This is a genomic window from Thioalkalivibrio sp. ALJ4 (assembly GCF_000377225.1).
Classification (GTDB): Bacteria; Pseudomonadota; Gammaproteobacteria; order Ectothiorhodospirales; family Ectothiorhodospiraceae; genus Thioalkalivibrio.
This window is the reverse complement of the sequence record NZ_KB897918.1, coordinates 606,380-632,065: the sequence shown is the minus strand read 5'-3', so window position 1 is coordinate 632,065 and position 25,686 is coordinate 606,380. Positions and strand designations below refer to the sequence as shown.

General features: G+C 64.2%; 20 protein-coding genes and 1 pseudogene. 17 read left to right on the top strand and 4 right to left on the bottom strand.

From position 1 onward, the window contains the following. The first annotated feature begins 43 nt into the window (after positions 1 to 43). From modA to C936_RS0109135, 6 genes are all read left to right on the top strand, one after another. Positions 44 to 802, top strand: coding sequence for a molybdate ABC transporter substrate-binding protein (gene modA, locus C936_RS0109155; protein WP_018174003.1), 759 nt, complete (start codon positions 44 to 46; stop codon positions 800 to 802). A gap of 6 nt (positions 803 to 808) precedes the next feature. Beyond that, positions 809 to 1,501 (top strand): molybdate ABC transporter permease subunit, encoded by a 693-nt coding sequence (modB, locus tag C936_RS0109150; protein WP_018174002.1) that lies wholly within the window; start codon positions 809 to 811, stop codon positions 1,499 to 1,501. Further along, positions 1,498 to 2,604 (top strand): molybdenum ABC transporter ATP-binding protein, encoded by a 1,107-nt coding sequence (gene modC / locus C936_RS0109145; protein WP_018648959.1) that lies wholly within the window; start codon positions 1,498 to 1,500, stop codon positions 2,602 to 2,604. The genes modB and modC overlap by 4 nt, the downstream gene beginning before the upstream one ends. 289 nt (positions 2,605 to 2,893) lie before the next feature. Further along, positions 2,894 to 3,484: a hypothetical protein gene (locus C936_RS0109140; RefSeq protein ID WP_018648960.1), complete on the top strand. Its 591-nt coding sequence runs from the start codon at positions 2,894 to 2,896 to the stop codon at positions 3,482 to 3,484. 75 nt (positions 3,485 to 3,559) lie between these two features. Further along, complete coding sequence (locus tag C936_RS14925; RefSeq protein ID WP_155988210.1) at positions 3,560 to 4,330, top strand: hypothetical protein; 771 nt, start codon at positions 3,560 to 3,562, stop codon at positions 4,328 to 4,330. Between the two features lie 945 nt (positions 4,331 to 5,275). Beyond that, complete coding sequence (locus C936_RS0109135; protein WP_018862962.1) at positions 5,276 to 5,692, top strand: hypothetical protein; 417 nt, start codon at positions 5,276 to 5,278, stop codon at positions 5,690 to 5,692. A 174-nt stretch (positions 5,693 to 5,866) separates the two neighbouring features. Here the strand turns inward: C936_RS0109135 and C936_RS0109130 are convergent, their stop codons facing one another. Together C936_RS0109130 and C936_RS0109125 are read right to left on the bottom strand one after the other, a co-directional pair. Then, on the bottom strand, positions 5,867 to 7,162 hold the full coding sequence (locus C936_RS0109130; RefSeq protein WP_018173998.1) for an NAD(P)/FAD-dependent oxidoreductase: 1,296 nt from the start codon (positions 7,160 to 7,162) through the stop codon (positions 5,867 to 5,869). A gap of 18 nt (positions 7,163 to 7,180) precedes the next feature. After that, on the bottom strand, positions 7,181 to 7,495 hold the full coding sequence (locus C936_RS0109125) for a c-type cytochrome (RefSeq protein WP_018173997.1): 315 nt from the start codon (positions 7,493 to 7,495) through the stop codon (positions 7,181 to 7,183). Between the two features lie 357 nt (positions 7,496 to 7,852). Between C936_RS0109125 and C936_RS0109120 the strand changes: the two genes are divergently transcribed. The 8 genes and pseudogenes from C936_RS0109120 to C936_RS14270 all read left to right on the top strand — a co-directional run bounded on the left by C936_RS0109120 (position 7,853) and on the right by C936_RS14270 (position 17,930). Next, on the top strand, positions 7,853 to 8,347 hold the full coding sequence (locus C936_RS0109120) for a GFA family protein (protein WP_018173996.1): 495 nt from the start codon (positions 7,853 to 7,855) through the stop codon (positions 8,345 to 8,347). Positions 8,348 to 8,628: 281 nt separating this feature from the next. Next, positions 8,629 to 8,982 carry a hypothetical protein gene (locus C936_RS14620; protein ID WP_018173995.1) on the top strand — a complete coding sequence of 118 codons (354 nt, stop codon included), beginning with the start codon at positions 8,629 to 8,631 and terminating at the stop codon, positions 8,980 to 8,982. A gap of 428 nt (positions 8,983 to 9,410) precedes the next feature. After that, a complete protein-coding gene (locus C936_RS0109110) occupies positions 9,411 to 12,137 on the top strand; it encodes a GGDEF domain-containing phosphodiesterase (RefSeq protein WP_018173994.1) in 2,727 nt (908 codons plus the stop codon). Positions 12,138 to 12,151: 14 nt separating this feature from the next. Next, entirely contained in the window at positions 12,152 to 13,867 is a 1,716-nt protein-coding gene (locus tag C936_RS0109105) for an ATPase domain-containing protein (protein WP_018173993.1), read from the top strand. Continuing rightward, positions 13,864 to 14,175 carry a circadian clock KaiB family protein gene (locus C936_RS0109100; RefSeq protein WP_018173992.1) on the top strand — a complete coding sequence of 104 codons (312 nt, stop codon included), beginning with the start codon at positions 13,864 to 13,866 and terminating at the stop codon, positions 14,173 to 14,175. Before C936_RS0109105 ends, C936_RS0109100 begins: the two co-directional genes overlap by 4 nt. 572 nt (positions 14,176 to 14,747) lie before the next feature. Continuing rightward, on the top strand, positions 14,748 to 15,251 hold the full coding sequence (locus C936_RS0109095; RefSeq protein ID WP_018138500.1) for a GFA family protein: 504 nt from the start codon (positions 14,748 to 14,750) through the stop codon (positions 15,249 to 15,251). Between the two features lie 246 nt (positions 15,252 to 15,497). Then, complete coding sequence (locus C936_RS0109090; protein ID WP_018138499.1) at positions 15,498 to 17,477, top strand: PhoX family phosphatase; 1,980 nt, start codon at positions 15,498 to 15,500, stop codon at positions 17,475 to 17,477. A 139-nt stretch (positions 17,478 to 17,616) separates the two neighbouring features. After that, positions 17,617 to 17,930: pseudogene (locus tag C936_RS14270) on the top strand (HigA family addiction module antitoxin). A gap of 114 nt (positions 17,931 to 18,044) precedes the next feature. On the opposite strand, the gene C936_RS0109080 reads toward C936_RS14270, so the two are convergent. Both C936_RS0109080 and mltF read right to left on the bottom strand, forming a co-directional pair. Then, a complete protein-coding gene (locus C936_RS0109080) occupies positions 18,045 to 18,554 on the bottom strand; it encodes a DsbC family protein (RefSeq protein WP_018138497.1) in 510 nt (169 codons plus the stop codon). A 753-nt stretch (positions 18,555 to 19,307) separates the two neighbouring features. Further along, positions 19,308 to 20,768: a membrane-bound lytic murein transglycosylase MltF gene (mltF, locus tag C936_RS0109075; RefSeq protein WP_018173991.1), complete on the bottom strand. Its 1,461-nt coding sequence runs from the start codon at positions 20,766 to 20,768 to the stop codon at positions 19,308 to 19,310. A gap of 367 nt (positions 20,769 to 21,135) precedes the next feature. Between mltF and pyk the strand changes: the two genes are divergently transcribed. The 3 genes from pyk (at position 21,136) to C936_RS0109060 (ending at position 25,606) form a co-directional block, all read left to right on the top strand. Next, on the top strand, positions 21,136 to 22,593 hold the full coding sequence (pyk, locus tag C936_RS0109070; protein ID WP_018173990.1) for a pyruvate kinase: 1,458 nt from the start codon (positions 21,136 to 21,138) through the stop codon (positions 22,591 to 22,593). A gap of 702 nt (positions 22,594 to 23,295) precedes the next feature. Next, on the top strand, positions 23,296 to 24,387 hold the full coding sequence (locus tag C936_RS0109065) for a tetratricopeptide repeat protein (RefSeq protein WP_018173989.1): 1,092 nt from the start codon (positions 23,296 to 23,298) through the stop codon (positions 24,385 to 24,387). A 739-nt stretch (positions 24,388 to 25,126) separates the two neighbouring features. After that, positions 25,127 to 25,606, top strand: coding sequence for a cupin domain-containing protein (locus C936_RS0109060; RefSeq protein WP_018174831.1), 480 nt, complete (start codon positions 25,127 to 25,129; stop codon positions 25,604 to 25,606). The last annotated feature ends 80 nt before the right edge of the window (positions 25,607 to 25,686 follow it).

Sequence of the window (25,686 nt, the reverse complement as noted above, 5' to 3'; positions counted from 1 at the left end):
ACCCGAACCCACCTGGACCCAACCACCGGGAAGCCCCCACAGCATGCACCTGCGCGCCCTCCTCCTGACCCTCGTCCTGCTGATGCCCGGCCTGGCGCACGCCTCCGGCCCGCTGACCATCGCCGCTGCCTCTGACCTGCGCTTTGCCCTGGACGAGATCGTGGAGGCCTACCGCGAGGCCTATCCGGACGACCGCGTGCGCGTGACCTACGGCTCCTCCGGGCGCATGACCACGCAGATCCTGAACGGCGCGCCCTACGACCTCTTCTTCTCCGCCGACATCGCCTACCCGAAGCGGCTCTACGCGGAGGGTGCCGCCGTCACCGAGCCGTCCGTCTATGCGATCGGCCGCATCGTGCTGTGGAGCAACCGCATGGATGCCTCCGAGCTGACGCTGGAGGACCTGACGCGCGACGACATCCGCCGCGTGGCCATCGCCTCGCCCACGCACGCCCCCTACGGCGTGCGCGCGAAGGAGGCGCTGAAGGCCGCCGGCGTCTGGGAGGAGCTACAACCGAAGATCGTCAACGGCGACAACATCGCCCAGACCGCGCGCATGGTGCAGGCCGGCGGCGCGGACATCGGCATCATCGCGCTGTCACTCGCCGAGTTCCCCGATCTCGCCGAACACCCGCACTACCTGATCGACGACGCGCTGCACGAACCCCTGACCCAGGGCTTCGTGATCACCCGCCGCGGCGCGGACCAGGACACCGCACACCGCTTCGCCGGGTTCATGGGCCGCGACACCGCCCGCGAGATCATGCGGCGCTACGGCTTCGAAATGCCTGGAGATTCGTAACCGAATATGTTCGACCTGAGCCCCACGGACTGGATGGCGATCGAGGTCACCCTCAAGCTCGCGCTCTACACCACGCTGATCCTGCTGGTGATCGCCACGCCGATCGCCTGGTGGCTGGCCAACGGGCGCGGCTCCCCCGGCGTGCGCACCGCGGTGCAGGCCCTTGTCGCCCTGCCGCTGGTGCTGCCGCCCACCGTGCTCGGCTTCTACCTGCTGGTGCTGCTCGGCCCGGCCGGGCCGGTCGGCAGCACGCTGGAGAGCTGGGGCCTGAACCACCTGGCCTTTACCTTTCAGGGCATCCTGATCGGCTCGGTGATCTACTCCCTGCCGTTCGCGGTGCAGCCGCTGCAGCAGGCCTTCGCCAACCTCGGCCGCCGCCCGGTGGAGATCGCCGGCTCCCTGGGCGCCGGGCGCATCGACCGCTTCGTGACCGTGATCCTGCCGATGACCCGCGGCGGCTTCATCGTCGCCGCCACGCTCGCCTTTGCCCACACCCTCGGCGAGTTCGGCGTGATCCTGATGCTGGGCGGCGCGATCCCCGGCGAGACCCAGGTACTGTCCATCCTGATCTACGACCACGCCGAGGCGATGGACTTCGACTCCGCCCACCGCCTGTCCTTCGGGCTGCTGATCTTCGCCTTCGCCGTGCTGTTCATCGTCTACGCGATCAACCGCCGCTTCGACACGGTGCGCCTGTGACCCGGCCCCAGCCCGACACGCTGCGCATAAAGGCCCGGCTCGAACGCCCCGGCTTCGCGCTGGACGTGGACACCGCCTTCCCGCTGGAGGGCGTAACCGCCCTGTTCGGCCGCTCCGGCTGCGGCAAGACCACGCTGCTGCGTATCATCGCCGGGCTGGAACACCCGCCCGGCGGCGAGGTGCACTTTCGCGATAGCGCCTGGCAGTCCGGCAAGACCTTCGTCCCGCTGCACCGCCGCCGCGTCGGCCTCGTGTTCCAGGAATCCACCCTGCTCCCGCACCTGTCCGTGCGCGGCAACCTGCTCTACGGCTACAAGCGCACGCCGGAGCCCCTGCGCCGCCTGCACCTGGACGAGGTCGCCCGCCTGCTCGGCATCGACGACCTGCTGGAGCGCCGCGCCGACCAGCTCTCCGGCGGCCAGCGCCAGCGCGTCGCCCTCGGCCGCGCCCTGCTCACTAGCCCCGACCTGCTGCTGCTCGACGAACCGCTGAACGCCCTGGACACCCAGACCAAACGCGAGATCATGCCCTTCCTCGCCCGCCTGTCCGAGGAGACTGGCATCCCCAGCCTGCTCGTCACCCACGCCCCGGACGAGGTCGAACGCCTCGCCACCCGCGTCGCCTTCATGCACGACGGCCAGCTCGAACGCCTGGAACCCCTGCGCGACGCCCTCGCCCGCGCCGACTCGCCTCTGTTCCGCGACGAAGGCGCCGTCTCCGTCCTGCAAGGCACGCTCGGCCCGGCCGACGCCCACGGCCTGCACCCGTTCGGCCCGCCCGAGGCCCGCTACCGCGTACCGTCCACCCCCGGCTCCACCAACGGCGCCGGCCGCCCGGCCCGCCTGCGCATCGACGCCCGCGACGTCTCCATCGCCCTGTCCCCGCCCCAGGACGTCTCCATCCTCAATATCATCCCTGTCACCATCGAGTCGCTGGACGAGGCGCCTGGGCACCATGGGCCCGCGCGCGTACTCGCAGTCTGCCGGCAGGACGATGGGCAGACGTTGATGGCCGAACTCACCCGCCTCTCCACCGAACGCCTCGCCATCCGGCCCGGCACCCGCGCCCACGCACTCGTCAAGGCTGTCGCCTTTCTCGACTGAACGGCGCTCGCGTACGCCGCGAATCGGACCAACCACCGACCGGCTCGCAAACCCACAACGTCCGTGCCAGAATCCGGCTAACTGCCACGCAAGACCGCGCAGACCAACCTACCGCCTCCCGCAACCTGTCTATGCAGCAACATATCCAGGATCCATCGTCGCCCATGCACCGTAACCCGCTGAATACACGCCCATTCGTGCCGCCGCATCATCCGGGATATATAGCGCGCACGTTCAACCAATATCCGTGCGCGCTATCTAATCACTGTTGGGCGGAATAGGGGGGCGTATGCCACGAAAGAAGAGCATCAAGCGGTCGGCCGCAAACTTCCAGGAGAAGGCGGATTCTCTTGTTGAGTATGTAGGCGAAGCGGAGAAGTCGCTCGGCGACGCACACGTAACCTGGTGCTACGAGTACGCGATAATCAGATTATATCGCGAGTTCGAAAACCTGATACTGGAGGCTCTGACAGGAGCGATAAACAACGACACAACAACGATCTCCCAGACTACTGGAATCGAATTCCCGGATCACCTGACCGACGAGCTGTGCGAGTACTTAATTACGGGAAGCGGATATTTCGACTTTAAGGGGCGCGACGGCCTCATTAAGCTACTTAAACAGTACGTACCGGATGATCACTATCTTGTTTCGGTCGTAAAGAAGGATCGGTACAAGAAGCCGCTGGAGCAGCTTTCGGCGCTGCGCAATTACGCCGCCCACGACAGTTCCCAGTCTAAGAATGCCGCCAAGAAGGCCACGGGTTTTGACCGCATGCCGGCGTGCGGTGCGTGGATCAAGAAGCAGGAACGGTTTGCGTGGCTCGTACGCGAGGTTAAGGCGTTAGCCAATGAGGTCGGGCAGCATGCACCATACTGAGTCGCCCAACAAGTCCATGCAGCCGACGCTCGTACCTCGCGCGGCTGATGGTCAGCGTTATAACGAGAGCAAGTAATGGGTTGGGGAATCCGAAAACGCGCAATACAACGAGCATTGAACAAGCCAACGCCTAATCCTATCCCCAGAAGCGGAGAAGCAGGGGAAAAGGTCGATGGTTATGTGCTCTACCTCGAGGAGGATGACGGAGCATTAAAGGTATTGGCTGATGAGGACGAAGGTTTCGGTGTGCGTGCTCGTGCTCTCAATCCTGACAACGATACATACGAAGTTCCAGTATCAATTCCATACCAAAACCTCTCACAGTTCACCTTGGAGATTCAGCATTTCTACGGTCTCTGGGAATTCATCTACAGATCCCCATGGCGGTTCCTTGTGCGAGACTCATCTCGTGTGCCGCTGCTTGCATTATTGTGGGACCGGGTACGCCAAACTCTATTCAACCGAAAACAACTTCTAAGAAAAGATCGTATTGACGTTCTTAAAGACGCAATAGAGAAAACCATAGATGATCCGGCGTACACGGCCTCAGCGATGAGCCTTATGACAGACCTATATACTTCTCGGTGGGTAGGGCATCCAGCCAAGAATATGGTCCGATCTCATTACAATCTTGTTCTAGATTCCCTCGCGGATAGCGGTGACTTGAAAAAGGACGGGCCGGCATACAAGGTTCAGCCTAAAGCCATGGAGACGGTCTCAAAGTATGAGGAGGAGGATAGACGTCACAGAGACAATCGGATCCAGAATTGGACGCTTGTTGTTCTAACTTTTGTATTGGCTGTGGTTGGAGTTCTTCAGGTTTATGCAGTGTATCCAGACCTCTAGTTATAAGGAACACGAGGACACCCATCATTTTCTGGCCCTCCCGTATGCGAACTCGGCACCCGGAGGTGCCGATCGAAGTGGCTGGAGAGTGCCGGGGCCTAGTCCCCGAAGAATGGGGACAGATTTATTTTCTACGGCGCTGAATCCATGGTCACCCACACACCGGACTCGGCTGAACCCCTTAAGTCTTGTGACGTCGGATCATCCGGCATATATAGCTCGCACGCTCAATCAGTATCCGTGCGCGCTACCTAATCACTGTTGACCGGTAAAGCATGGAAAGCAGGATTCGCAGAAAATACGCTTCGATGATGTGGGAGTGTCGCTATCGGGTCGAAACACTTCGTGACTTCACGTCCGGAAAGACTCATTGCACGTATCTCCAGACCACGATCGAGTCAGAAGCCCTTCAGCTTCGGAAATTGCTTGAACTGATCGCTTTCTCTTCGTTAGTGTCATATCAAGAAGCCTACCGTTCTGTGAGGAGTGACATTGCGAAGGATTGGCACGCGGATCGAATCTTGCGCAGGATTGAGAGTATCAACCCTAAGTTCTATCCAGCCCCCGTCGACGGATTCAATAAGAAAGACTGGAATAGAGTGACAAGTGGGTACCTTACGCGAAAGCAGTTCGAGCGGTTGTACGATACATGTGGAGCCATTCTTCATTCCCAAAATCCGTTTTCAAAAGGCAAAAGTTCGTTGTCTTTCCATAGAAAGGTTCCTGAATACTTGGGCAGAATTGAGACCTTGCTGTCAGAGCATTTGGTAGAGCTTGCCGAATCACGAGAACTCATTCATGTAATCGCTCCGATGGAAGAGAATGCGGCAATACAGGTTCGGCACTTAGTACGCGGGACGAACCACACTTAACACATCGCGCAAGGCGGGCGGCTTTCAGACTTCGCCTCGATCACCGTTAGACCGTAACAAGGATGGGAACCCAGTGTCTGATGAACTCCAACAATTCAATGCTCACCAAGAGGATGTTCGGCGGAGAGCTGACTCCCTGGCGCGAGCCATGTTTCTGCTGAGCGGTGGCGCACTCACGGTCTCCATAGGCATATTCACCAACCATGCCGCCCCTCAATTAGAACCGGAGCTTGCGTGCGTGCTGCGCGGTTCCTGGTGGAGCCTTGTCTCATCAATCCTTCTGCTGATTTTCTGCCTTATCGCCATTATCGCTCGCGACTACGCCTTCGGAGAGCGCTGGCGCAGTGCAATGGACGCGCCGGAGAAAGGGGCGCCTCGCCAGTTTCTATGGCCGGAGATCGTGATCTGGGCTCTTGGCCTTGTGGCCGTGGCTGCATTCACTTTGGGAATGCTCGGGTTGGCTAGGGTGGCCACCGGGCTTCTTGTGTAACTGAAGGAAAAATGGGGACAGATTTATTTTCTCACGCCCCGAGTAGAGGACACCCACTTTCTGCGGGCCTGCCCGGACGCCCCGAGTAGAGGACACCCACTTTCTGCGGGCCTGCCCGGAAACGAACTCGGCGCCCGAAGGCGCCGATCGAAGTGGGTGGGAGAGTGCTGGGGCCTAGCCCCAGATGTCCTGGGTGATTCCGGCGTACCAGGCGCGGGTGTGTTCGGCCTCCTGGCGGCGGAAGGTTGAAGACTGGCCGAGCGGACTTACGCCACCGGAGCCTTCGACGGCCGCCTGAGCGCCGTTTTGATACTGGTACACGGCGGCGATGCTGACGCCATAGTCCGGGGTGATCAGGCCGTAGCAGGTGCTGGCCGAGGATGGCTCCAGTGGCTCCTGGCCCGATAGCTCGCGGAGGATGGCCGCCGCGACGATCTTGCCCTGGTTGTTGGCCGCGTGGCCGGACTTGGGCATGGCACCCGCTACGCTGGCATCCCCGATCACGTAGATGTTGTCGTCCATGACGGACTTGAAGGTCCGCTGATCGACCGAGGCCCAGCCTTGTTCGTTGGTGAGGCCTGCATCGTGGGCAATCTGTCCGGCGCGCTGTGCGGGGACGAAGTTCATCACGTCCGCGCGGACACGCTCCTGGCCACCATCCGCGTGGGCGGTCTTTCCGATGACGTCGATCTCCTCGACGCGCCCACCGTTAGAGCCGCCACGCCATTCGATCATGTCTCCGTAGTGTTCGGCCCATCCCTCCTCGAACAGGCCCTGTTTGGCAAAGGCCTCCTTGGGGTCGAGGACGATGACTTTGGAACGTGGTTTGTGGGTCTTGAGGTAGTACGCCACCATCGAGACGCGCTCGTACGGCCCCGGCGGGCAGCGGTACGGGTTGGGCGGGGCGACCATGACGTAGACGCCGCCGTTGGGCATGGCCTGTAGCTGCGCGCGCAGCAGTTCGGTCTGCGAGCCGGCCTTCCAGGCGTGCGGGATCGTCTCTGCATCGGCCTCTTCGATGCCGGGCATGTCGTCGTACTTGAAGTCGATACCCGGGGACATGACCAGTTTGTCGTATTGCAGGCTGTCGCCGCTTTCCAGGCGCACGGTGCGGCTGTCGGCGTCTACGCCAATGACCTTGTCCTGTATGACATCGACACCGTCGCGGTCGCGCAGATTGTCGTAGCCGTGCGTGATCGCCTCGATGCTCTCGAAGCCGCCGAGCACCCAGTTACTGCCGTAGCAGGTGACGTAGGTGGCGTTGGGCTCGATCAGCGTGACCGCCATGCTTGGCGAGAGTTGTTTCAGGTAGCGCGCCGCGGTGGCACCGCCGGTGCCACCCCCGACCACGACTACGTGGGCCTTGCCAGCGCTGTGCGCAGCAAGAGGCGTTAAACCGATACCGGTCAGGGCGGCCGCACTGGTGATCCCGAAGGCCTTGAGGAAGTGACGTCGCGTAAAGTTATGCATTGTTGTTATCCCCCGTGATCAGAAGCGCGCGAAGTAGACCGACATCGCTTCGATCTCCTCGTCGGTGTAGCCCCTGGCGTGACGATCCATGATGGTCGCGTCACGCTCGCCATCGCGGAATGCGCGCATCTGGCTCTGGATGACACCCGCCGAGACTCGGCCGAGATCGGGAACACCTTTTGCGGCCGCGGCGGCGTTGTGGCAGGCCATGCAGGAAGCGGCCATCAACTGGCCACGGGTGATTTCGTCATTGTCGGCGACGGCCTGGGATGCGGTGCCGGCCATCGCCAGCGAGGCGACAAGCCCCGCTGCGAACAAGCGTGAGTGCTTCATGCGAGCGAACTCCTGACGGTTGGGGTTCATGGTTCCCCGGCATTCAGCCGGGCCACTCAACCCCAGTGCAGAAAGCGCGCCAAGAGCCCCGCCGGCCTTTGCTACGGCCGTTTTCGCCGCATACAGGCCAGAACCGTCGGGGTAGCGAACGGACAATTCAGCACTTTGTCGGCCAAAGTGACCGGTTTGGCCGCTTTGTCCGCACAGGACAAACGAGGGACGGCCCTTGCATCTGATCCGAGCGCATGGCGCCAGACCCGGTTGGTAACGGCCAACGAACCGCTCCATGGGCTTTCTATTGGGTGTCGTGAGCCTGCACTAGACTCACAGTAGCCCCCCACATCGGGAGAAGAGGACATGCAGCTCGAAGGGTCCTGTCACTGCGGCGCGGTGCGCTTTCGCGTGGAATCGCCGCATCCGTATCCCTACCAGCGCTGCTACTGCTCGATATGCCGCAAGACGGCTGGGGGTGGCGGCTATGCCATCAACCTGAGCGGACGCGCCGAGACGCTGGAGGTCGAGGGTGCCGAGCACACGGGTATCTACCATGCAGTGATCGACGGCGAGCCAAGCGTCGGCGAGCGCCACTTCTGCCGCCACTGCGCCAGCGCCCTCTGGGTCTATGATCCGCGCTGGCCCGCCCTCGTCCACCCCTTTGCTTCCGCCATCGACAGCGAACTGCCGACCCCGCCCGAGCACGTCCATATCCTGCTCGACAGCAAGGCCAACTGGGTGGAGGTGGAGACAGGCGACACCAGCCGATGCTTCTCCGGTTTCCCGGAGGAGAGCATCGCCGAGTGGCACCAGCGGCTGGGTCTGGAGATTAACAACGAGAGAAATGATGAAAACTGAAGCGGCCAGGCTCGGCGTAAGGGCCGTGTCTCCTTTTCTCTGGCCCTTCATGGCGAGGCTCCGAAGGGGGCGTGGCCATCTGCGAACGTAGCGCCCGTGCCCGTTTCGGCCAACGCCCGGGGCATCCACGGAGATACCCCGAGGAAAACCACGATTGCATGAGTACGCAGGCTTGTCGGCACTGTGTTCGACATGCAGCATGACGGGTTCGGGCGTTTGCACGATGCTTTACGAGGCTGAGGGCGTGCGAGCCCCTGAAGCTGTTGATCCAGGAGGCCACCATGCGTGTCATGATCCTGAGCATCCTTGCCCTCGCGGTCACACCCGCGTTTGCGGATCTCGAACCCGCGACGGGTTCGGAGATCGAGGCCGCTATCTCCGGAGACACCGTCGATTCCAAGATTCACGGCGCGGGGCGCACGGTGGACTACTTCGCCGAAGACGGAGAAATGCTTAACGAGAACGACGAGATCGAGTCCAGCTGGACGGTCGAGGACGATGCCCTGTGCATGACGTTCAACGGGGGTTCGGACTGCTGGCGACTCTCGATTGAAGGCGACAGCATTACCTGGCTGCGCGACGGCGAGGAAGCCGGCACGGGCAAGATCCGCGACGGAAACCCGGAGGGCTTGTAGAAGAGAAGCCAGCGGGTCAGAACTTGCCTTTAGCGCTTTCCATTGTACGGGGACACAAAACAGGTCTGAAGGTAGACCCCTTTGCTGGGCGAAAGGGCGAACGGGCTGTGCAGCGGCGCCGGTTTTTCTTCAGGCTCCGGTAACGCACCTTGCGATATTCGAAGAGGGCGAGAGTGGAATCACTCGACGGTTATGTGCAGACCTTATATCGTATGATACTGGTCTAATACAGGTATCACAGTAAAAATGAACCGCACTTGGTGCCGGGCCGGGTTCGTACTTTCAGGGACTGGTGACGCAGCCCGCTACCGCGCCCTGCATGATCCGGTCCACCTGGTTTCAATCGCTCATACACCGACGGCACTCCGGGCCCTCGCAGAGTCCATCGGCAAAGGGTTCGGCCACCGCACGACACCGGAGCGGGCATCTTGATCCCGGCTGGTCTTTCCAGCTTCTATGTATGCCCGCTCTCGGCACTGATCGCCGGATTGCTCTCCGCCGCCCTCACGGTGATCGCATTCCGTCTGGTACGTCTTCGCCGCCGCAAGACACCGGAAGAAACCACGCAGAGCAAGCTGGAGGAGTTTCGGCGGGCTGTATCCGCCGCTCTGGTACCTATCGGAGCACAGGCGGAAAAGTCCGGACTGGCAACGACGCTCCGACGGATGCTGTATTCGCCGGACGAGACGACAGCGCGGCTGCACGCCCAGAGCGAACTCCTTCAACACCTCCACGATCTTCTGGAAAAAAGCGAGGACCTGTGCGGCATCGCGGACGCCGATTACCGCTACGTCTGGGTCAACCGCGCCTACCGCGAGCATTACGGACTGAATGACACGGAACTCGCGGGGCGTTCGCTGCCCGAGGTCCTGGGTGCGGATTATTTCGAGCAGACCGTCAAACCCCATCTCGATCGCTGCCTCGGCGGTGAGGCCGTACGCTACGAGACCGAGCGCACCTCGGCGGATGGCCAGCGCCATCGGCTCCGGGTGAACTACTATCCGCTCGGTCTTCCTGACGGTCAGAAACAGCGGGCGGGCGCGGTAATCACCGACGTGACCGACCTGCATACGGCCGAGGCCGAGCTGCAACGCCAGGCCCATCTGATCGAGATGGCCGGCCGAATCACGCGCGTGGGTGGCTGGTCGGTGGATCTTGATGACGGCCGGATCGCCTGGTCCCCGGTTGTCGCAGAGATCCACGCCCTCCCTCATGGTTATTCCCCACCGCTCGAAGAGGGGATCAATTTCTACGCCCCCGAGTCGCGCGACCGGATCCGAGCCCTATTCAATGACTGCGTCGAACGGGGCATCCCCTACGACGATGAACTGGCCCTCATCGACGCCGAAGGTCAGCGCAAATGGGTGCGCGCCCTGGGGGAGCCGATACGTGATCCCGACGGCCGCATCGTGGGCGCACAGGGCGCCTTTCAGGACCTGACCCAGCACCGCGAACGCGAGCGCCTGCTGCACCGCTTCCGCCACATCATCGAACAGAGCCCGGCGGCGGTGGCCGTGACCGACCTGCAGGGCCGCATCGAATACGTGAACCCGGCCTTCGAACGGATCTCGGGCTATTCCAGCGAGGAGCTGGAGGGACAGACATCGGCACGGATCCGCAGTGGCAATACGCCGGACGATATCTACCGGGACCTGTGGGCGACCATCACCGAGGGAGAAACCTGGACCGGAGAGATCCAGAACCGGCGCAAGGACGGGACGCTGTTCTGGGAACAGGAGGTCATCTCCCCGCTCAAGGACGAACAGGGACAGATCATCAACTATGTGGCGATCAAGCAGGACATCACCTCCCTGAAAAAGGCCCAGGAGCAACTGCGGCGGATCGCCTACGAGGACGTCCTGACCGGTCTGCTGTCACGTCCGGGCTTCGCGCGGGCGCTGCAGCAGCGGATCGACGGGGGACACTGGCACCCCGCTGGCCTCCTCGTAAACACCGACATCAATGCGCTGCGCGACATCAACGAGGCCTACGGCTACCAGACCGGTGACTGGCTGCTAACGGAATTCGGCCGGCGCCTGGAGGCACAGGCGGGCGAGCGGGGCCTGGCGGGCCGGCTGGGCGGCGACGAGTTCACCCTGTTCATGCCGGAGCCCCGCGAGCCACTGGAACTCGCCCTGAGCGAACTGCACGATGCGCTGACCGCGCCCTTCGCGATCCAAGGAACGGACTTCGAGGTCTCGATCCGTGTGGGATACACCCGGATGGGCACGCAGCAGCGCACGGCCGAGGATCTGCTGCACGAGGCGGAACTCGCCCAGTTCCGTAACCGTGCGGAGTCGTCGGAACCCTGGTCGGCGTTCACCACCCGTCTGCTCGAGGAGACCCAGCAGCGCATCGACCTCACGCGCGAACTGCGTCAGGCCCTGAACGAAGACCAACTCGAACTGCACTTCCAGCCCAAGGTCGATCTGGCCAGCGGCCAGCTGGTGGGCTGCGAGGCCCTGCTGCGCTGGAATCATCCCGAACGCGGCCTGCTCCCGCCCGACCTGTTCATCGCCGTGGCCGAACAGAGTCAGCTGATCACCGCGGTGGGCGACTGGGCGCTCGCGCGGGCCTGCCGGCATCTGCGCGAATGGCGCGGTGCCGGGCTCGCACCCGTCCGTGTGTCGGTGAACGTGTCACTGACCCAGTTCCAAGTCGGCAACTTCGCACGGCGCGTGCGCAAAATCCTCGATGAATCAGGCGTGGCTCCGGAGGAACTGGCGCTGGAGATCACCGAAGGCGTGTTCATTCATCAATCCGCCGCCCTGCGGCAACAGATACGCACGCTGCATGAGATGGGAGTGCGCCTGTCACTGGATGACTTCGGTACGGGTTACTCCTCGCTGCTCTACCTCAAGCAGTACCCTTTCGACGAGATCAAGATCGACAAGGGCTTCGTATTCCATCTGCTGGATGAGCCCTTTAATCGCAGCATCGTGGAGACAGTAGCGTCGCTGGCCCGGGCGATCGATGCGGATATCGTCGCCGAAGGCGTCGAATCCGCCGCGGTCGCCGAGGCCCTGCTGGAAATGGGCTGCCCCTTCGGCCAAGGCTACTACTACAGTATGCCGCTGGAGGCGGAAGACTTTCGCTGGTTGCTGGAGCGGCGAAGCCGCCTGCCGCTGGCCCGCAGCAACCCGCCACCGGCCTGATCAAAGGAATACGCATGGACACATCCACAAGCGAACTGCAAAAGCGAGAAACAGGCATCGCCGGGCTGGACAGCGCAACCCGGGGCGGACTACCCACCGGCCAGGCGACGCTCGTCCTGGGGCAGCCCGCCGCCGGCAAGACGGTCCTGTGCCTGCAGATTCTGGCGCGAGCGGTGGAACGCGGTGAAGGCGGCGTATTCGTCACCTTCGAGGAATCACCAGCGCAGGTCCGCCGCGACGCCGCCTCCTTCGACTGGGGCGCCGGGCTACTGGACTCCGACCGCTGGCAGCTGATCGACGCGCGACCGCATCCGGGGGCCGAAACGGCCGGCGAGTTCGACATCGAGGGCCTGCTGAGCGGGATCACCGCCGCGGCCGGCGGCGATGCAAGCTGGGTGATCTTCGACGGCATCGACCAGCTGCTGCAGCTTCAACCAAACCGGCATGCAGCGATCGAGCAGATTCGACGGATCAACGACCACTGCGAGAACCACAACTGGGCGGTACTGCTCACTGGAAAGGCTCGCGGTGCCAGCCAGGCACCGGCCTGGCTGGAAGGAATCGAGTTCCTGCTGTCGTCGAGCCTGCTGCTGTCCGCCCACGTAGCCCATCAGAAACTCAACCGCTCGCTGCGCATCACCAAATACCGAGGCAGCGCCCATGTCACTGACGAGATGCCGATGCTGCTGGACGACCAGGGCGTCCAGCTCCCCTATCACGAGATCCCACCACTCGGTCGGGTTGCCGCCGGCAGCGAACGTCTGAGCACCGGTATCCCGCGTCTGGACAGCCTGCTGGGTGGCGGGATCTTCCGTGGATCGAGCCTGCTGATCTCCGGCCGCCCTGGCACAGCCAAGAGCACCCTGGCCGGGAGCTTCGCGGAGGCCCGGGCCCGGGAGGGCGAACGCGTGCTGTACATCAGCTTCGACGAGCTGGAAGCCACCTATGTCCGCAACCTGGCATCGGTGGGCATCGACCTGGCCACCCCGATCGCCCGCGGGGCCATGCGTTTCCAGGATTTTTCCGCCTACGCCTCCAGTGTTACCGAACACTTCCTCGCCCTGCGTCGTCTGGTCGACAACTTTAGCCCCGACTGCCTGGTGATCGACCCGGTCTCCGCTCTGCTGAAGGCGACCTCTACGGAGGGCGCACACTTGGCGACCGAACAGCTGGTTGACCTTGCCCGGCGACGCGGCATCACGACCATCCTCACCGCTCTCAGCGGCGTGGAAGATCCGGAAGGCGAAGCCACGCTGGGCGATGTCTCCACCCTGGCCGATACCTGGATCGTCGTTGGGTACAACGAGCGCGGCGGCGAACGAAACCGGTCGCTGTCGATCGTGAAATCCCGGGGTTCGGCCCACTCCAATCAGCAGCGCGAACTGATCCTGTCCGACAGTGGGCTGGACCTCGCTGATGCCTACGAGTCCGGGTCCGAGGTACTAATGGGCACGGCGCGCGCGATAAAAGAGCGCGAGGACCGGGAACACGAGCGCCAGCGGCAGCTGGAGCGCGAACGCCGCCGTCTGGATCTGGAACAGCGCATCCTGCAGACCCAGGCTGAGCAACGACGGCTGGAGGCCGAACGCGATCACCTGGGGCAGATCAGCGGCGAGACCGACCGCCTGGAACACAACTACCGCGAGGACATCCGTCGGCGCAGGGACCCGGATCACGCTCCAGGCTCTGCCGACCACGCCCTGCCCACCGACGGAGGAACTGAACCATGAACGAGACCCGGGACCGCGGCGAAAACCCCATCCCCGTGCTGACCCTGTTCGTGACCGGATCGGCCCCCCGCTCGCAGCGCGCGCGGGCCAATCTAGCCCGAATGCTGGAGCAAATCGGCCGTACTGACCTCCATCCCCTGGAGGTTGATCTGCTGGAAGAGCCCCAAAAGGGCATCACCCAGTCGGTGTTCGCCACCCCGTCGCTGCTGAAGACTGACGCGAACGGCGAGGTTTCGATGCTCTACGGGGACCTGTCAGAAGAGGTGCCGCTGCGCCAGTTCCTGGCGGAACTGGAAACCGGCACGTAAACCGGAAATGCTCCCCCGGCAGGATTGAACCTGCCACCTTCATACGACCGGTCTAAGCGCTGCTGCGCAACGCACATACGAAGTTAGGGGTCGACCTTTGCCCTTACGGGGGCACAAAGTGACGTTAGGGGGACTACCTTTGGATTTCGCAGGCCGGACAACGGGAGGGGCAAGAAGCAAGGTCTGACCCCTTTGCCAGTTTGGCCGCTTTGTCCGCACAGGACAAACGAGCGACGGCCCTTGCACCTGATGCGAGCGCATGGCGCCAGGCCCGGTTGGTAACGGCCAAATGAACCGCTCCACGGGCTTTCCAGCGGCAGGACACCCATCTTCCTTCGCAGGCCATAACCGTCGTCGTAACAAACCGACAATTCAGCACTTTGTCGGCCAAAGTGCCCGGTTTGGCTGCTTTGTCCGCACAGGACAAACGAGGGACGGCCCTTGCACCTGATCCGAGCGCATGGCGCCAGACCCGATTGGTAACGGCCAAGGAACCGCTCCACGGGCTTTCTATTGGGTGTCGTGAGCCTGCACTAGACTCACAGTAAGCCCCCACATCGGGAGAAGAGGACATGCTGCTCGAAGGGTCCTGTCACTGCGGCGTGGTGCGTTTTCGCGTGGAATCGCCGCATCCGTATCCCTACCAGCGCTGCTACTGCTCGATATGCCGCAAGACCGCCGGGGGCGGCGGCTATGCCATCAACCTGAGCGGACGCGCCGAGACGCTGGAGGTCGAGGGCGCCGAGCACACGGGTATCTACCATGCAGTGATCGACGGCGAGCCGAGCGTCGGCGAGCGCCATTTCTGCCGCCACTGCGCCAGTGCTCTCTGGGTCTATGATCCGCGCTGGCCCGACCTCGTCCACCCCTTTGCCTCCGCCATCGACAGCGAACTGCCGACCCCGCCCGAGCACGTCCATATCCTGCTCGACAGCAAGGCCAACTGGGTGGATGTGGAGGCAGACGACACCAGTCAATGCTTCTCCGGTTTCCCGGAGGAAAGCATCGCCGAGTGGCACCAACGGCTGGGGCTGGAGGAAAGCGACGAGGGCGATGACAAGGACTCAAGTGGATAGCTATGTCGGACAAATCGGGGCCGTACCTCGATGGCCTTCTGAAACCACGACGGTCATTCCCGCTTGGAAGCGCAACGAATAGAAGAACGGGACAACCGCTACCTTCCTGTCGCCGCCCGGTCCCTTCGGCTGACGGACTCTCGTTGCCAATCAAGTCACACATTCTTCGCCTGGCGGAAACAGGCCTGAAACAGTCCCCAATTAGCGTTCCCGTTACGTTCAAGTACGTACTAACGGGAGACGACCATGCGCCACAAAAACGAATCGATCGACACGCTCATTGAACGCCGGGTTTCGCGCCGAGACTTTATGGCCGGCGGAATCGGCCTGGCGTCCGCCGCCTTCCTAGGCGGCACCGCCCTCGCTGCCCCGGGGAGTGCATCCGCGTCCGCGATCGGCGTGGCTTCACAAGCAGCCGGGGGCGGGCGCCTCGGTTTTGACGCCATCTCGACCTCGACCGCTGACCAGGTGCGAGTACCGCTGAACTACACCGCACGCGTTCTCTACGCGTGGGGCGACCCCGTTTCCGACGGCCCGGCCTTCCGCCAGGATGGCCTGAATACCGCCGAGGAACAGGCTCAGCAGGCGGGCATGAACCACGACGGCATGCAGTTCTTCCCGCTGCCTCTGGGTTCGGACAACGCTGACCACGGCCTGCTGGTCATGAACCACGAATTCACCGATGAAGGCCTGTTGCACGGGGACGGCGAGGGTCCAGATGGCCAGGCCAATCTGACCGCGGAGAAGGTCCGCAAATCTCAGGCTGCTCACGGCGTGTCGGTCATCGAGGTGCGCAAGGTAGACGGCCAGTGGGAAGTCGTGCGTCCGTCCAAATACGGACGTCGAGTGACTGCATACACTCCGATGCGAGTCGGTGGCCCTGCTGCCGGGTCCGAACTGCTCAAGACGGAAGCTGACCCTGAAGGCCGCGAGATCCTTGGCACCTTTCATAACTGTGCACACGGTTACACCCCCTGGGGCACCTATCTCGCCTGTGAAGAAAACTGGGATGTCTACTTCCGCCACCCGACAGCCGAAGTGCCCGAGGCCTACAAGCGCTACGGCGTCAGTGACAACCCCCGATGGCGCTGGGCCGATGCGGATGAACGCTTCGACACCGGCAAGAACCCGAACGAACCGAACCGCTTCGGCTATGTGGTGGAAATCGATCCTTACGACCCGAACTCCACGCCTGTGAAGCGGACAGCGCTAGGCCGTTTCAAGCACGAAAATGCGGCGTTCACGCTCGCCAAGGATGGTCGAGTGGTTTACTACATGGGCGACGATGACTGGTTCGAATATGTTTACAAGTTCGTCTCCAGCAAACCGTGGCAGCCGATGGACCGCGAGGCCAATCGCGATCTGCTCGACGATGGCACCCTGTATGTCGCTCGCTACGATGATCAAGGTGGCGGCGAATGGATCCCGCTGGTCTACGGACAAAACGGGCTGACCGAGGCAAACGGCTTCAAGGACCAGGCCGACGTCCTGGTACACGCGCGCAAGGCTGCCGACGTCGTCGGTGCCACGCCCATGGATCGACCCGAGTGGATCGCCGTACATCCGGAAACCCGTCAGGCCTACGTTGCACTGACCCAGAACGGCCGCCGGGGCGATGAAGGGTCACTAACTCGCCGCGACTTCGGCAGCAAGGACCCGAATGCCCCGAACCCGCGCGAGGACAACGTAATGGGCCATATCCTGCGCTGGAAAGAAACGGGCAACGACCCGGCCGCCGATACCTTCCGCTGGGATATCTTCGTCATGGCCGGCAACCCGAATGACGAATCCCCCAACCGACGCGGAAACATTCGCGGCGACATGTTTGCACAACCCGACGGGATGGCGTTCGACCCGAGGGGCATTCTCTGGATCAATACGGACATGGGTGGCGGGGGCATCTATCCGCGCAAGGGTGGCGCCTATGAAGCCTTTGGAAACAACATGCTGATGGCCGCCGATACGGAAACTGGCGAAGTGCGCAGATTCCTGACCGGGCCCGTCGGCTCGGAAATCACTGGCGCACACGTTAGCCCCGATGGCACGACGCTGTTCGTAAACATCCAGCACCCAGGCGGCGGTGGAGACCACTACGTCAATCACCGCCACAGCAACCCGAAGGAGCCGAAGGCGATCAGTTCCTGGCCCGATGGCGCCCGCGGTGGCCGGCCCCGTCCCGCCACTGTGGTAGTCACCAAGAATGATGGCGGCCTGATCGGCACCTGATTTCGGCAGCGTCGACACCAGGGCCCGGTCTCAATGGACCGGGCCTTTTTTGTAATCTCTCTCGGGAAAAGGGGAAAAGAGGACGCCCATCTTCCTTCGCTGTGGCGACGACTGCCGTAGGCTTCGAGGATTACCACTGATGACCATGCACAACCCTCCGCATCCGGGCGCGTTCATTCGCGAGGTCTATCTGGAACCGTTTGAGCTGAGTGCCCGCCACCTAGCCAGCAAGCTCGATGTCTCGCCTTCCACCCTGGGGCGCGTCCTGCAGGGACGCAGCGGGGTGAGTCCCGAGATGGCACTGCGTCCAAAACGCTCGGCCGATCGCCGGAAAGCTGGCTGGCCATGCAGGATCAGCACGACCTCTGGTGTGCACGGAAGAGCGTGAAGCTGGACGCCGTGCAGCCGATGCGGTTCGACGGGCACAGAGAGAACGGGCAGCCAGCCGCGTAGCTGCAGAAAACGCGCACTAACGGCTTAGGAACAAGAGGACACCCATCTTCTCGATGCGGTGGCTACTCGTTGTTCAAGGTCAAGATGAGGACACCCACCTTCTTGAGACGCTGCTTACCGGGCCGCCTCGGCTTCCAGCATATCCACGAGTTCGGCGGCGGAGACAAGGCCGTACCTGATCCGGCCCTGAGGGGTGATGATGGTGGGGGTGCCCCGGAACCGCTGCTCCCGGGCGATGGCCAGATGATCGGCCACGGGGTTCGGGCAGTCTTCCGCCTTTATGGTCTCGCCCAGCTTGGCCCGGGTGATGGCATCCTGCCGGTCGTCGCTGCACCACAACGCCTCCATCTGCTCGAAGGCGTTGCCGATGACGGGGAACGCCGCATAGCGAATGCGGATGTCCCATAAGAGGTAATCGTCGATTTGCTGATGGAACTCGCGGCAATAAGGGCAGTTGACGTCGGTAAAGACCGTCACGGTGTACTGGGCGTCGTCCGGCTCAAAGACGATGAGCTCGTCCTCGTCCAGGCCTTCCACCAGTTGCACGATCTCGGCCTCCCGTTCCCCGGCGGCCGCGTTGCCGCTCAGGCCGAACACGAGAAGCGCCACGGCCACCAGAACCATGGGGCATGCGCAGATCCTGTTCCGTATCACGTCCACCGTCCTTCCGACTTGATGCGCTGACAGCCGGTGTTTGTCGGCCTGCCGGATCCCCTGCCCCGAACACATACCGATGGACCATTGCGAGGAATCCGGGTTCCGCCTGAACGACACGCGAAAACCAGCGGGAAAAGGGCTCGGACCTCGATAGCATCATTCTATTGCCCGTTAGAGCGAGGCCCCGGGGGGCGTGGCAATCTCCGAACGCAACTCCTGACGTTTGCCTCTGCCAGTGGTGGATAGAGAGGACACCCAGTTTTTTCTGGCCATCATGGCGAGGTCCCGCAGGGGCCGTGGCCATCTCCGAACGCTACCTCTCGCGTCCGCCCTGGCCAGCGCTGGGGACACACCCTCGGAGATCGCCACGGCGCTGCGCGCCTCGCGATGACGGTGTTTGGTTGCGAAGACGGGTTGAGAAGGCGACGAAGATAGAGAGGACACCCAGTTTTTTCTGGCCGTCATGGCGAGGTCCCGCAGGGGCCGTGGCCATCTCCGAACGCTACCTCCCGCGTCCGCCCTGGCCAGCGCTGGGGACACACCCTCGGAGATCGCCACGGCGCTGCGCGCCTCGCGATGACGGTGTTTGGTTGCGAAGACGGGTTGAGAAGGCGACGAAAAAAAAGGACACCCACCTTGTTGAGGTTTGCCCGCTTCGCTAGACGTAGCTGCTGCCCGCCTGGGCGCAGACGCTGGAAGAAGAATTGACCGGAGGCCCGCTCAGTCCGACAGCAGCCGCGAGAAGATGGACGGCGCCGGCCCGTCCACGGCGACCTCGTCCCCCACGAAGGCGGGCCGGATCACGGCACGGTAGTTGCGGATGCGCTGCACGTAGTACACCGGCTGGTAACCGCGCGCGTAGCCGAACCGCAGATCGCGGTAATAGCGTTCCTCGGTCAGCAGCGGCAGCACCTCGCGCATGTCCGCCCAGCGGTCTGGGTCGCGATCCAGTTCTCTCGCCAGGCGCCGTGCATCCAGCAGGTGCCCGCGGCCGATGTTGTAGGCCGCCAGCGCGAGATACGTACGGTCCGGTTCCGGGATGTCCTCGTCCAGGCGCTCGTGCATCTGGTGCAGGTAGCGCGCGCCACCGCGAATGCTCTGCTCCGGATCCAGGCGATCCTCGATCCCCAGCTCCTGCGCGGTGCGCTGGGTCAACATCATCATCCCGCGCACCCCGGTGGGACTGCGCGCCTGCGGATCCCAGTGCGACTCCTGGTAGGCCAGCGCGGCCAGCAGGTCGGCTGGCAGTTCGTACTCGTCAGCGGCCTCCTCGAACACCGGGCGGAAATCCGGCAGCCGCTGGTCGATGCGCCGGGTCAGCGCACGCAGGTCCACGAAGTCGAATTCCGGGACGTAGGCATAGTACTGCTCGTCCACCCGGGCACGCACCTGCGTCCCCTCGTCGGTGTCCATCCACGCACCCGCCTGCGCCGCAAGTTCCTCGAAATCGGGGTGCAGATACCAGCCGATCGCGCGTTCATCACTCACGTCGAAGGCCACTTCCAGGTGCGGGAAGATCCGCTGGTTGAGGTCGACGATATGCGAGTCGGCCACTGTACAGTCGAGTTCGCCCTCTTCCACGGCCGCCAACAGCCGCTCGGTGCCCTCCGGCTCGGCGCGATGGGCCACCGGCTCGTCCAGCGCCTGCAGGGTTTCGACGTAGGCGCTGCCGGCGCTGACTGCCAGCTCCAGCCCGTCCAGATCGGCGGCCGACTCCGGCAGCGAGCCGCGATCGCGGTGACACACGACCTGCTCGGTCACCTCGGTATGCTGCGGCCCGCGGAGGAAATCCGCATCGCGCGATTCCAGATGCGTGAGACCGGCCGCCGCCATATGGACCTCGCCGGAGGCCAGGGTCTTCAGCACCTCGCCCACCGAGTCCACCACCTTCCATTGGACCTCCCAGCCACGCGCGGCTGCGAAGGCTTCCACCAGGTCGTGTTCCGGGCCTGCGGTCTCGGTGTGGCGGTCGTAGAACCAGGCGGTGGGGGCATTGCGGGTCACCACCACCAGTTCACCGGTGCCCTCCGGATGTTCCAGCGACGAGCCCGACACCCCCGGCACTTCCGACTGCCCATCCCCGGGACCACAGGCCATCAGCGCGACCGCCGACGCGGTCACCAGACCTGAACGCCGCCAGCGACGCGGATGCAGCAAATGGATGTACGAATCAGTGGACATGAGATCCCTCCCCGAGCGGCGTCTCCTGACAGCCGGCTGGCCCGAACGGCCCGAAAGCTACCCTAGACCTTCGGTAGATGCGGTCCGCCCCACAACCAACCCCGATTTCATGAGGGTTGTGACGCGGAACCCCGCCGCGCCCCCTAGGGGTATCTACCAGGCAAACACCGACCGCCCGCAGGGAGATATTCGATGCAAGAAGTAGAGAAGGAAGAAGAGGACACCCACCCTCTTGATGCTGCAGCTACTCGTCGTTCAGCGCCAGTTGTCCCCCCACCTGACGGCGGACGAACCAGAAAGCCCAGCGGCGACAGGCTGGCGCGGACGGTTTACCCTCAAGGGGCATTGATCGAGTAAGGGCCTGCCCATGCCGTTTCCCGCACAGAAGACAAAGATAGTGGCCACCATCGGGCCGGCGTCCGACTCCCCGGACACGCTGCGGCGGATGATGCAGGCCGGGCTCAATGTGACACGGCTGAACTTCTCGCACGGCGATGCCGCCTACCACACCGAGCTAATCGGCCGTATCCGCGAGGCGGCGCAGGAGACCGGCGCCCGCGTCGCGATACTCGGCGACCTGCCGGGGCCCAAGATGCGGATCGGCGAGCTGGCCGAGGAGCCGATCGAACTGGAGCCCGGCGCGACGATCACGCTGACCACGGAGGACTGCGTCGGCGATGCTTCTCGTGTCAGCGTGTCGTTCTCCGAGCTGCCGGAGGCGGTACAGCCCGGTGATGCGCTGTTTCTGAATGACGGCTACATCGAGCTGGAGGTGGTATCGGTCGAGGGCCGCGAGGTCGCCTGCCGCGTGCTGACCGGCGGCGAGCTGCGCTCGCGTAAGGGCCTGAACCTGCCGGGTATCGACCTGGGCATCCGTGCCTTTACCCTGGACGATCACGACTGGCTGCGGTTTGCGGCGGAACATGGCGTGGATGCCGTGAGCCAGAGCTTCGTCGTCGACGGCGACGACATCCTGGCCGTGCGCAAGGCGGCGGAGGCGCTGGGCTACAACCCCTTCATCATCGCCAAGATCGAACGGGCCGCGGCGCTGGAGCAGCTCGACGGCATCCTCGAGGCGGCGGACGGCATCATGGTGGCGCGCGGGGATCTGGGGGTGGAGATCCCGATCGCGAGCATCGCCCGCGCCCAGCGCCGCATCACCCGGCGCGCCAACCAGCACAACCGTCCGGTGATCACCGCCACCCAGATGCTGGAGTCCATGGTCACCTCACGCCGGCCCACGCGCGCCGAGGCCACCGACGTGGCGAATGCCATCCTCGGCGGTACGGACTGCGTAATGCTCTCCGGCGAATCGGCCATGGGGCGTTATCCGGTGGAATCCGTGGCGATGCTGGCCGCTATCGCCCGCTCGATCGAACCGGAGCGTGACAGCGGCATGGCCCCGGATAGTCCAGACGAGCCCGAAGAAGCCGGGCACGATCGCGCGGTCGACCTGATCGCGCGCAGCGTATTCCACACCGCGCAACGGCGCCTGCCGCGCGTCACCCTGGCGCCCACGCTCAGTGGCGCGACCGCCCGGCGCATCGCGCGCCTGCGCCTGCCCTGCTGGGTCGCCGCCTTCACCCCGGATCCGGAAACCGCCCAGAACCTGCAGTTCTCCTACGGCGTCCAGCCGGTGGCAGTCGCTGAGGACCGCAGCGACTGGAACGACTTTGCGCGCCAGTGGCTCGCCGAGAACGCCATCCACGACGGTCTCGCCCTCCTCGTTCAGGGCCCCTCGGGCCCCAACCCCACCGGCAATCATCGCCTGGAGCTGCTCGAACTCGACAGCCCCCGCCAGGGACACGCACCAGGGCATACCTGAGCAAAGGTCAACAAGAACACATCCTTCTTCCCTGCCGCGTCATGGCGAGGTCCCGCAGGGGCCGTGGCCATCTCCGAATGCAGCCCCAAACGTCCGCCTCGATCAGCGCCGGGGACATCCACAGAGATCGCCACGGCGCTGCGCGCCTCGCGATGACGGTGTTTGCTTCTCCGTCGTGATGAAACCTCAAAGGGGCGACGAAGACGAGGACACCCACCTTCTCTGCCGCGTCATGGCGAGGTCCCGCAGGGGCCGTGGCCATCTCCGAATCCAACCCAGACGTCCGCCTCGATCAGCGCCGAGGACATCCACAGAGATCGCCACGGCGCTGCGCGCCTCGCGATGACGGTGTTTGCTTCTCCGTGTGGTGAAACCTCAAAGGGGCGACGAAGACGAGGACACCCACCTTCTCTGCCGCGTCATGGCGAGGTCCCGCAGGGGCCGTGGCCATCTCCGAATCCAACCCAGACGTCCGCCTCGATCAGCGCCGAGGACATCCACAGAGATCGCCACGGCGCTGCGCGCCTCGCGATGACGGTGTTTGCTTCTCCGTGTGGTGAAGCCTCACGGGGGCAACGAAGACGAGGACACCCATCGTGTCCGCTCCGCAACGGGGTGGTCAGCGCCCGGGGTTGCTTGCGGCCGAGTGCCCAGGCTGTATGCTCGGGCGCTCCGCAAACATTGCCAGCGAGAACCACCACCATGGGTACGCCTGCCGACTCCCCGGACCCGGAACAGCCCGAAGGTCCGAGCATTGCCGATCAGGACGGCTTTGCCGCGTTTGAACGCGGCGACTATCGGACCGCCGGGGAACTGTGGGCGGCCAGCGCCGAGGCCGGCTCGGCCTGGGCCCAGTTAGGCATGGGGATTCTGTATGCCGACGGCCTGGGGCTGGAGGCCAATGCCGAGCGTGCGCGCGGGTACTGGGAACAGGCCGCGGAGCAGGGGCTGAGCGATGCCAGCTTCAACCTGGGCGTGATGGCGGAGAAGGCCGACCCCGCCGATGCCGACGCGGCCCGACACTGGTACCGCCATGCGGCCGAGGCGGGTCACATCGTGGCGCAGAACAACCTGGCCGTGCTGCTGCAGAACGCGGGCGACGAGGCCGCCGCCACCGAAGCCGTCCAGTGGTGGAAACGCTCTGCGGAGCACGGCGACCCCGACGCCCTGAACAGTCTCGGTGTCGCGCACCAGCAAGGCAGCGGATGCGCGCGCGATCGGGCCGCGGCAGCCGAGTACTACGCCCAGGCCGCCGAGGCGGGACACCGCGACGCGGCCTTCAACCTCGCCCTGGCCCTGGAACAGGGCGACGGTGTAGCAACCGACATGACCGGCGCCGCCCACTGGTATCGGCAAGCCGCCGAGGCCGGAGACCCGGACGCCGCAGCCCGCCTGGGCAACCTCTGCCGCGACGGCAACGGCACGCACGAAGACCTGGCGGCGGCGGCCCACTGGTATCGCGCCGCGGCCGAAGCCGGCCATCCCCTGGCTCAGGCGAATCTGGGCGTCCTCCTGGAACGGGGGCTAGGGGTGGCTCAGGACGAGGCGGCCGCGGCCGCCTGGTACCTGGCCTCGGCGCGGCAGGGGCTGGCCCCGGCGCAGTACAACATGGGCATCGTGCTCGCCGAGGGCCGTGGCGTGGAGGCCGACCTGCCCGGTGCCTGGGTCTGGTTCGCGCGCGCAGCCGATCAGGGCCACAAGCCGGCCGCGGAAGCCCGCGACTACGTCCACCAGCAGCTCACCCCGGAGCAACGCAGCGAGGCCGAGGCGCGCAAGACCGAGACCTCCCGCTAGACCACCAGCGCGGCAACCAAAGGGCAGCAAGCCCACTCCCCGCCTCGTCATGGCGAGGCCCCGGAGGGGCCGTGGCCATCTCCAAACGCAACCCCGGACGTCCGCCTCGATCAGCGGCCGGGCATCCCGTCAGCGATCGCCACGGCGCTACGCGCCTCGCGATGACAGAACCGGCCCGAGAAAGCAGAGGCCAACCAGCTCGCTCCCGGCCTCGTCATGGCGAGGCCCGGAGGGGCCGTGGCCATCTCCAAACGCAACCCCGGACCTCCGCCTCGATCAGCGGCCGGGCATCCCGTCAGCGATCGCCACGGCGCAGCGCGCCTCGCGATGACGGAACCGGCCCGAGAAAGCAGAGGCCAACCAGCTCGGCCCCCGCCTCGTCATGGCGAGGCCCCGGAGGGGCCGTGGCCATCTCCAAACGCAACCCCGGACCTCCGCCTCGATCAGCGGCCGGGCATCCCTTCAGCGATCGCCACGGCGCAGCGCGCCTCGCGATGAAGGAGCCGGCCCGTGAAGGCGACCGCCACCCTCGGCCGACGCGGTAACCGCAACATCCGCTCCCCCGCCGCAAGATTGTGGAAGCGACCCCGACCGGCCCAAGCCAGAATCCTGGATACAGGCCGCGCACACCAATCTCTGTGGCGGGGCCGCCATGCCAAAGCCAAGGTCACGCCCGGCCCGCGGCCGCGCAAGCCATGGACCACAGGCCGCGCAAGCCATGGACCACAGGAGGTGCATCATGTACGACCACTCGACCCGGCCCGCGGGAGCGCTTCGCCACCTGGCCACGGCTGCCGCCGCGCTCGCCCTGGCCGCCCCCTTGGCGAGCCTGGGGGCCGACGACGGCCAGGCCTTCATCTGGGATCCGGACTCCCCCGACCTCGAATGGAACCCCTGCCCGGCGTTTATGCCCGACGACTGCCGCCTGGCCGTCCTCCAGGGCGACCCGGCCGAACCCAACGCCGATGTGTTCTTCCTGCTGCCGGGCAACAGCACCGCGCCCCACCACTGGCACACCAGCGCCGAACGCATGGTGCTCGTTCAGGGCGAGATGCAGGTGGATTACGACGACCAGGAGCCGGTTGTACTCCGACCGGGGACCTACGCCTACGGCCCGCCGCGCCTGGCGCACACCACCCACTGCATCTCGGACGAGGACTGCATCCTGTTCATCGCGTTCGAAGACCCGGTGGATGCGCACGAGACCCACGGCCACTAAGCCTGCCGCCCTCAACGGTTGTTGCCGGATGCGGTGCCCCCGCACCCGGCTCCTCCACCCGGATGGTGCAGCCGGTTGCT

Excerpts from the sequence above, each read along its gene's own strand:
- modB (WP_018174002.1), top strand. The coding sequence starts at position 809 with ATGTTCGACCTGAGCCCCACGGACTGGATGGCGATCGAGGTCACCCTC.
- pyk (WP_018173990.1), top strand. The coding sequence starts at position 21,136 with ATGCCGTTTCCCGCACAGAAGACAAAGATAGTGGCCACCATCGGGCCG.
- mltF (WP_018173991.1), bottom strand. The coding sequence starts at position 20,768 with ATGTCCACTGATTCGTACATCCATTTGCTGCATCCGCGTCGCTGGCGG.
- C936_RS0109060 (WP_018174831.1), top strand. The coding sequence starts at position 25,127 with ATGTACGACCACTCGACCCGGCCCGCGGGAGCGCTTCGCCACCTGGCC.
- C936_RS0109140 (WP_018648960.1), top strand. The coding sequence starts at position 2,894 with ATGCCACGAAAGAAGAGCATCAAGCGGTCGGCCGCAAACTTCCAGGAG.
- C936_RS0109095 (WP_018138500.1), top strand. The coding sequence starts at position 14,748 with ATGCTGCTCGAAGGGTCCTGTCACTGCGGCGTGGTGCGTTTTCGCGTG.
- C936_RS0109120 (WP_018173996.1), top strand. The coding sequence starts at position 7,853 with ATGCAGCTCGAAGGGTCCTGTCACTGCGGCGCGGTGCGCTTTCGCGTG.
- C936_RS0109100 (WP_018173992.1), top strand. The coding sequence starts at position 13,864 with ATGAACGAGACCCGGGACCGCGGCGAAAACCCCATCCCCGTGCTGACC.
- C936_RS0109125 (WP_018173997.1), bottom strand. The coding sequence starts at position 7,495 with ATGAAGCACTCACGCTTGTTCGCAGCGGGGCTTGTCGCCTCGCTGGCG.
- C936_RS14925 (WP_155988210.1), top strand. The coding sequence starts at position 3,560 with ATGGGTTGGGGAATCCGAAAACGCGCAATACAACGAGCATTGAACAAG.
- C936_RS0109065 (WP_018173989.1), top strand. The coding sequence starts at position 23,296 with ATGGGTACGCCTGCCGACTCCCCGGACCCGGAACAGCCCGAAGGTCCG.
- C936_RS0109090 (WP_018138499.1), top strand. The coding sequence starts at position 15,498 with ATGCGCCACAAAAACGAATCGATCGACACGCTCATTGAACGCCGGGTT.
- modA (WP_018174003.1), top strand. The coding sequence starts at position 44 with ATGCACCTGCGCGCCCTCCTCCTGACCCTCGTCCTGCTGATGCCCGGC.
- C936_RS0109105 (WP_018173993.1), top strand. The coding sequence starts at position 12,152 with ATGGACACATCCACAAGCGAACTGCAAAAGCGAGAAACAGGCATCGCC.
- C936_RS14620 (WP_018173995.1), top strand. The coding sequence starts at position 8,629 with ATGCGTGTCATGATCCTGAGCATCCTTGCCCTCGCGGTCACACCCGCG.
- C936_RS0109080 (WP_018138497.1), bottom strand. The coding sequence starts at position 18,554 with ATGGTTCTGGTGGCCGTGGCGCTTCTCGTGTTCGGCCTGAGCGGCAAC.
- C936_RS0109130 (WP_018173998.1), bottom strand. The coding sequence starts at position 7,162 with ATGCATAACTTTACGCGACGTCACTTCCTCAAGGCCTTCGGGATCACC.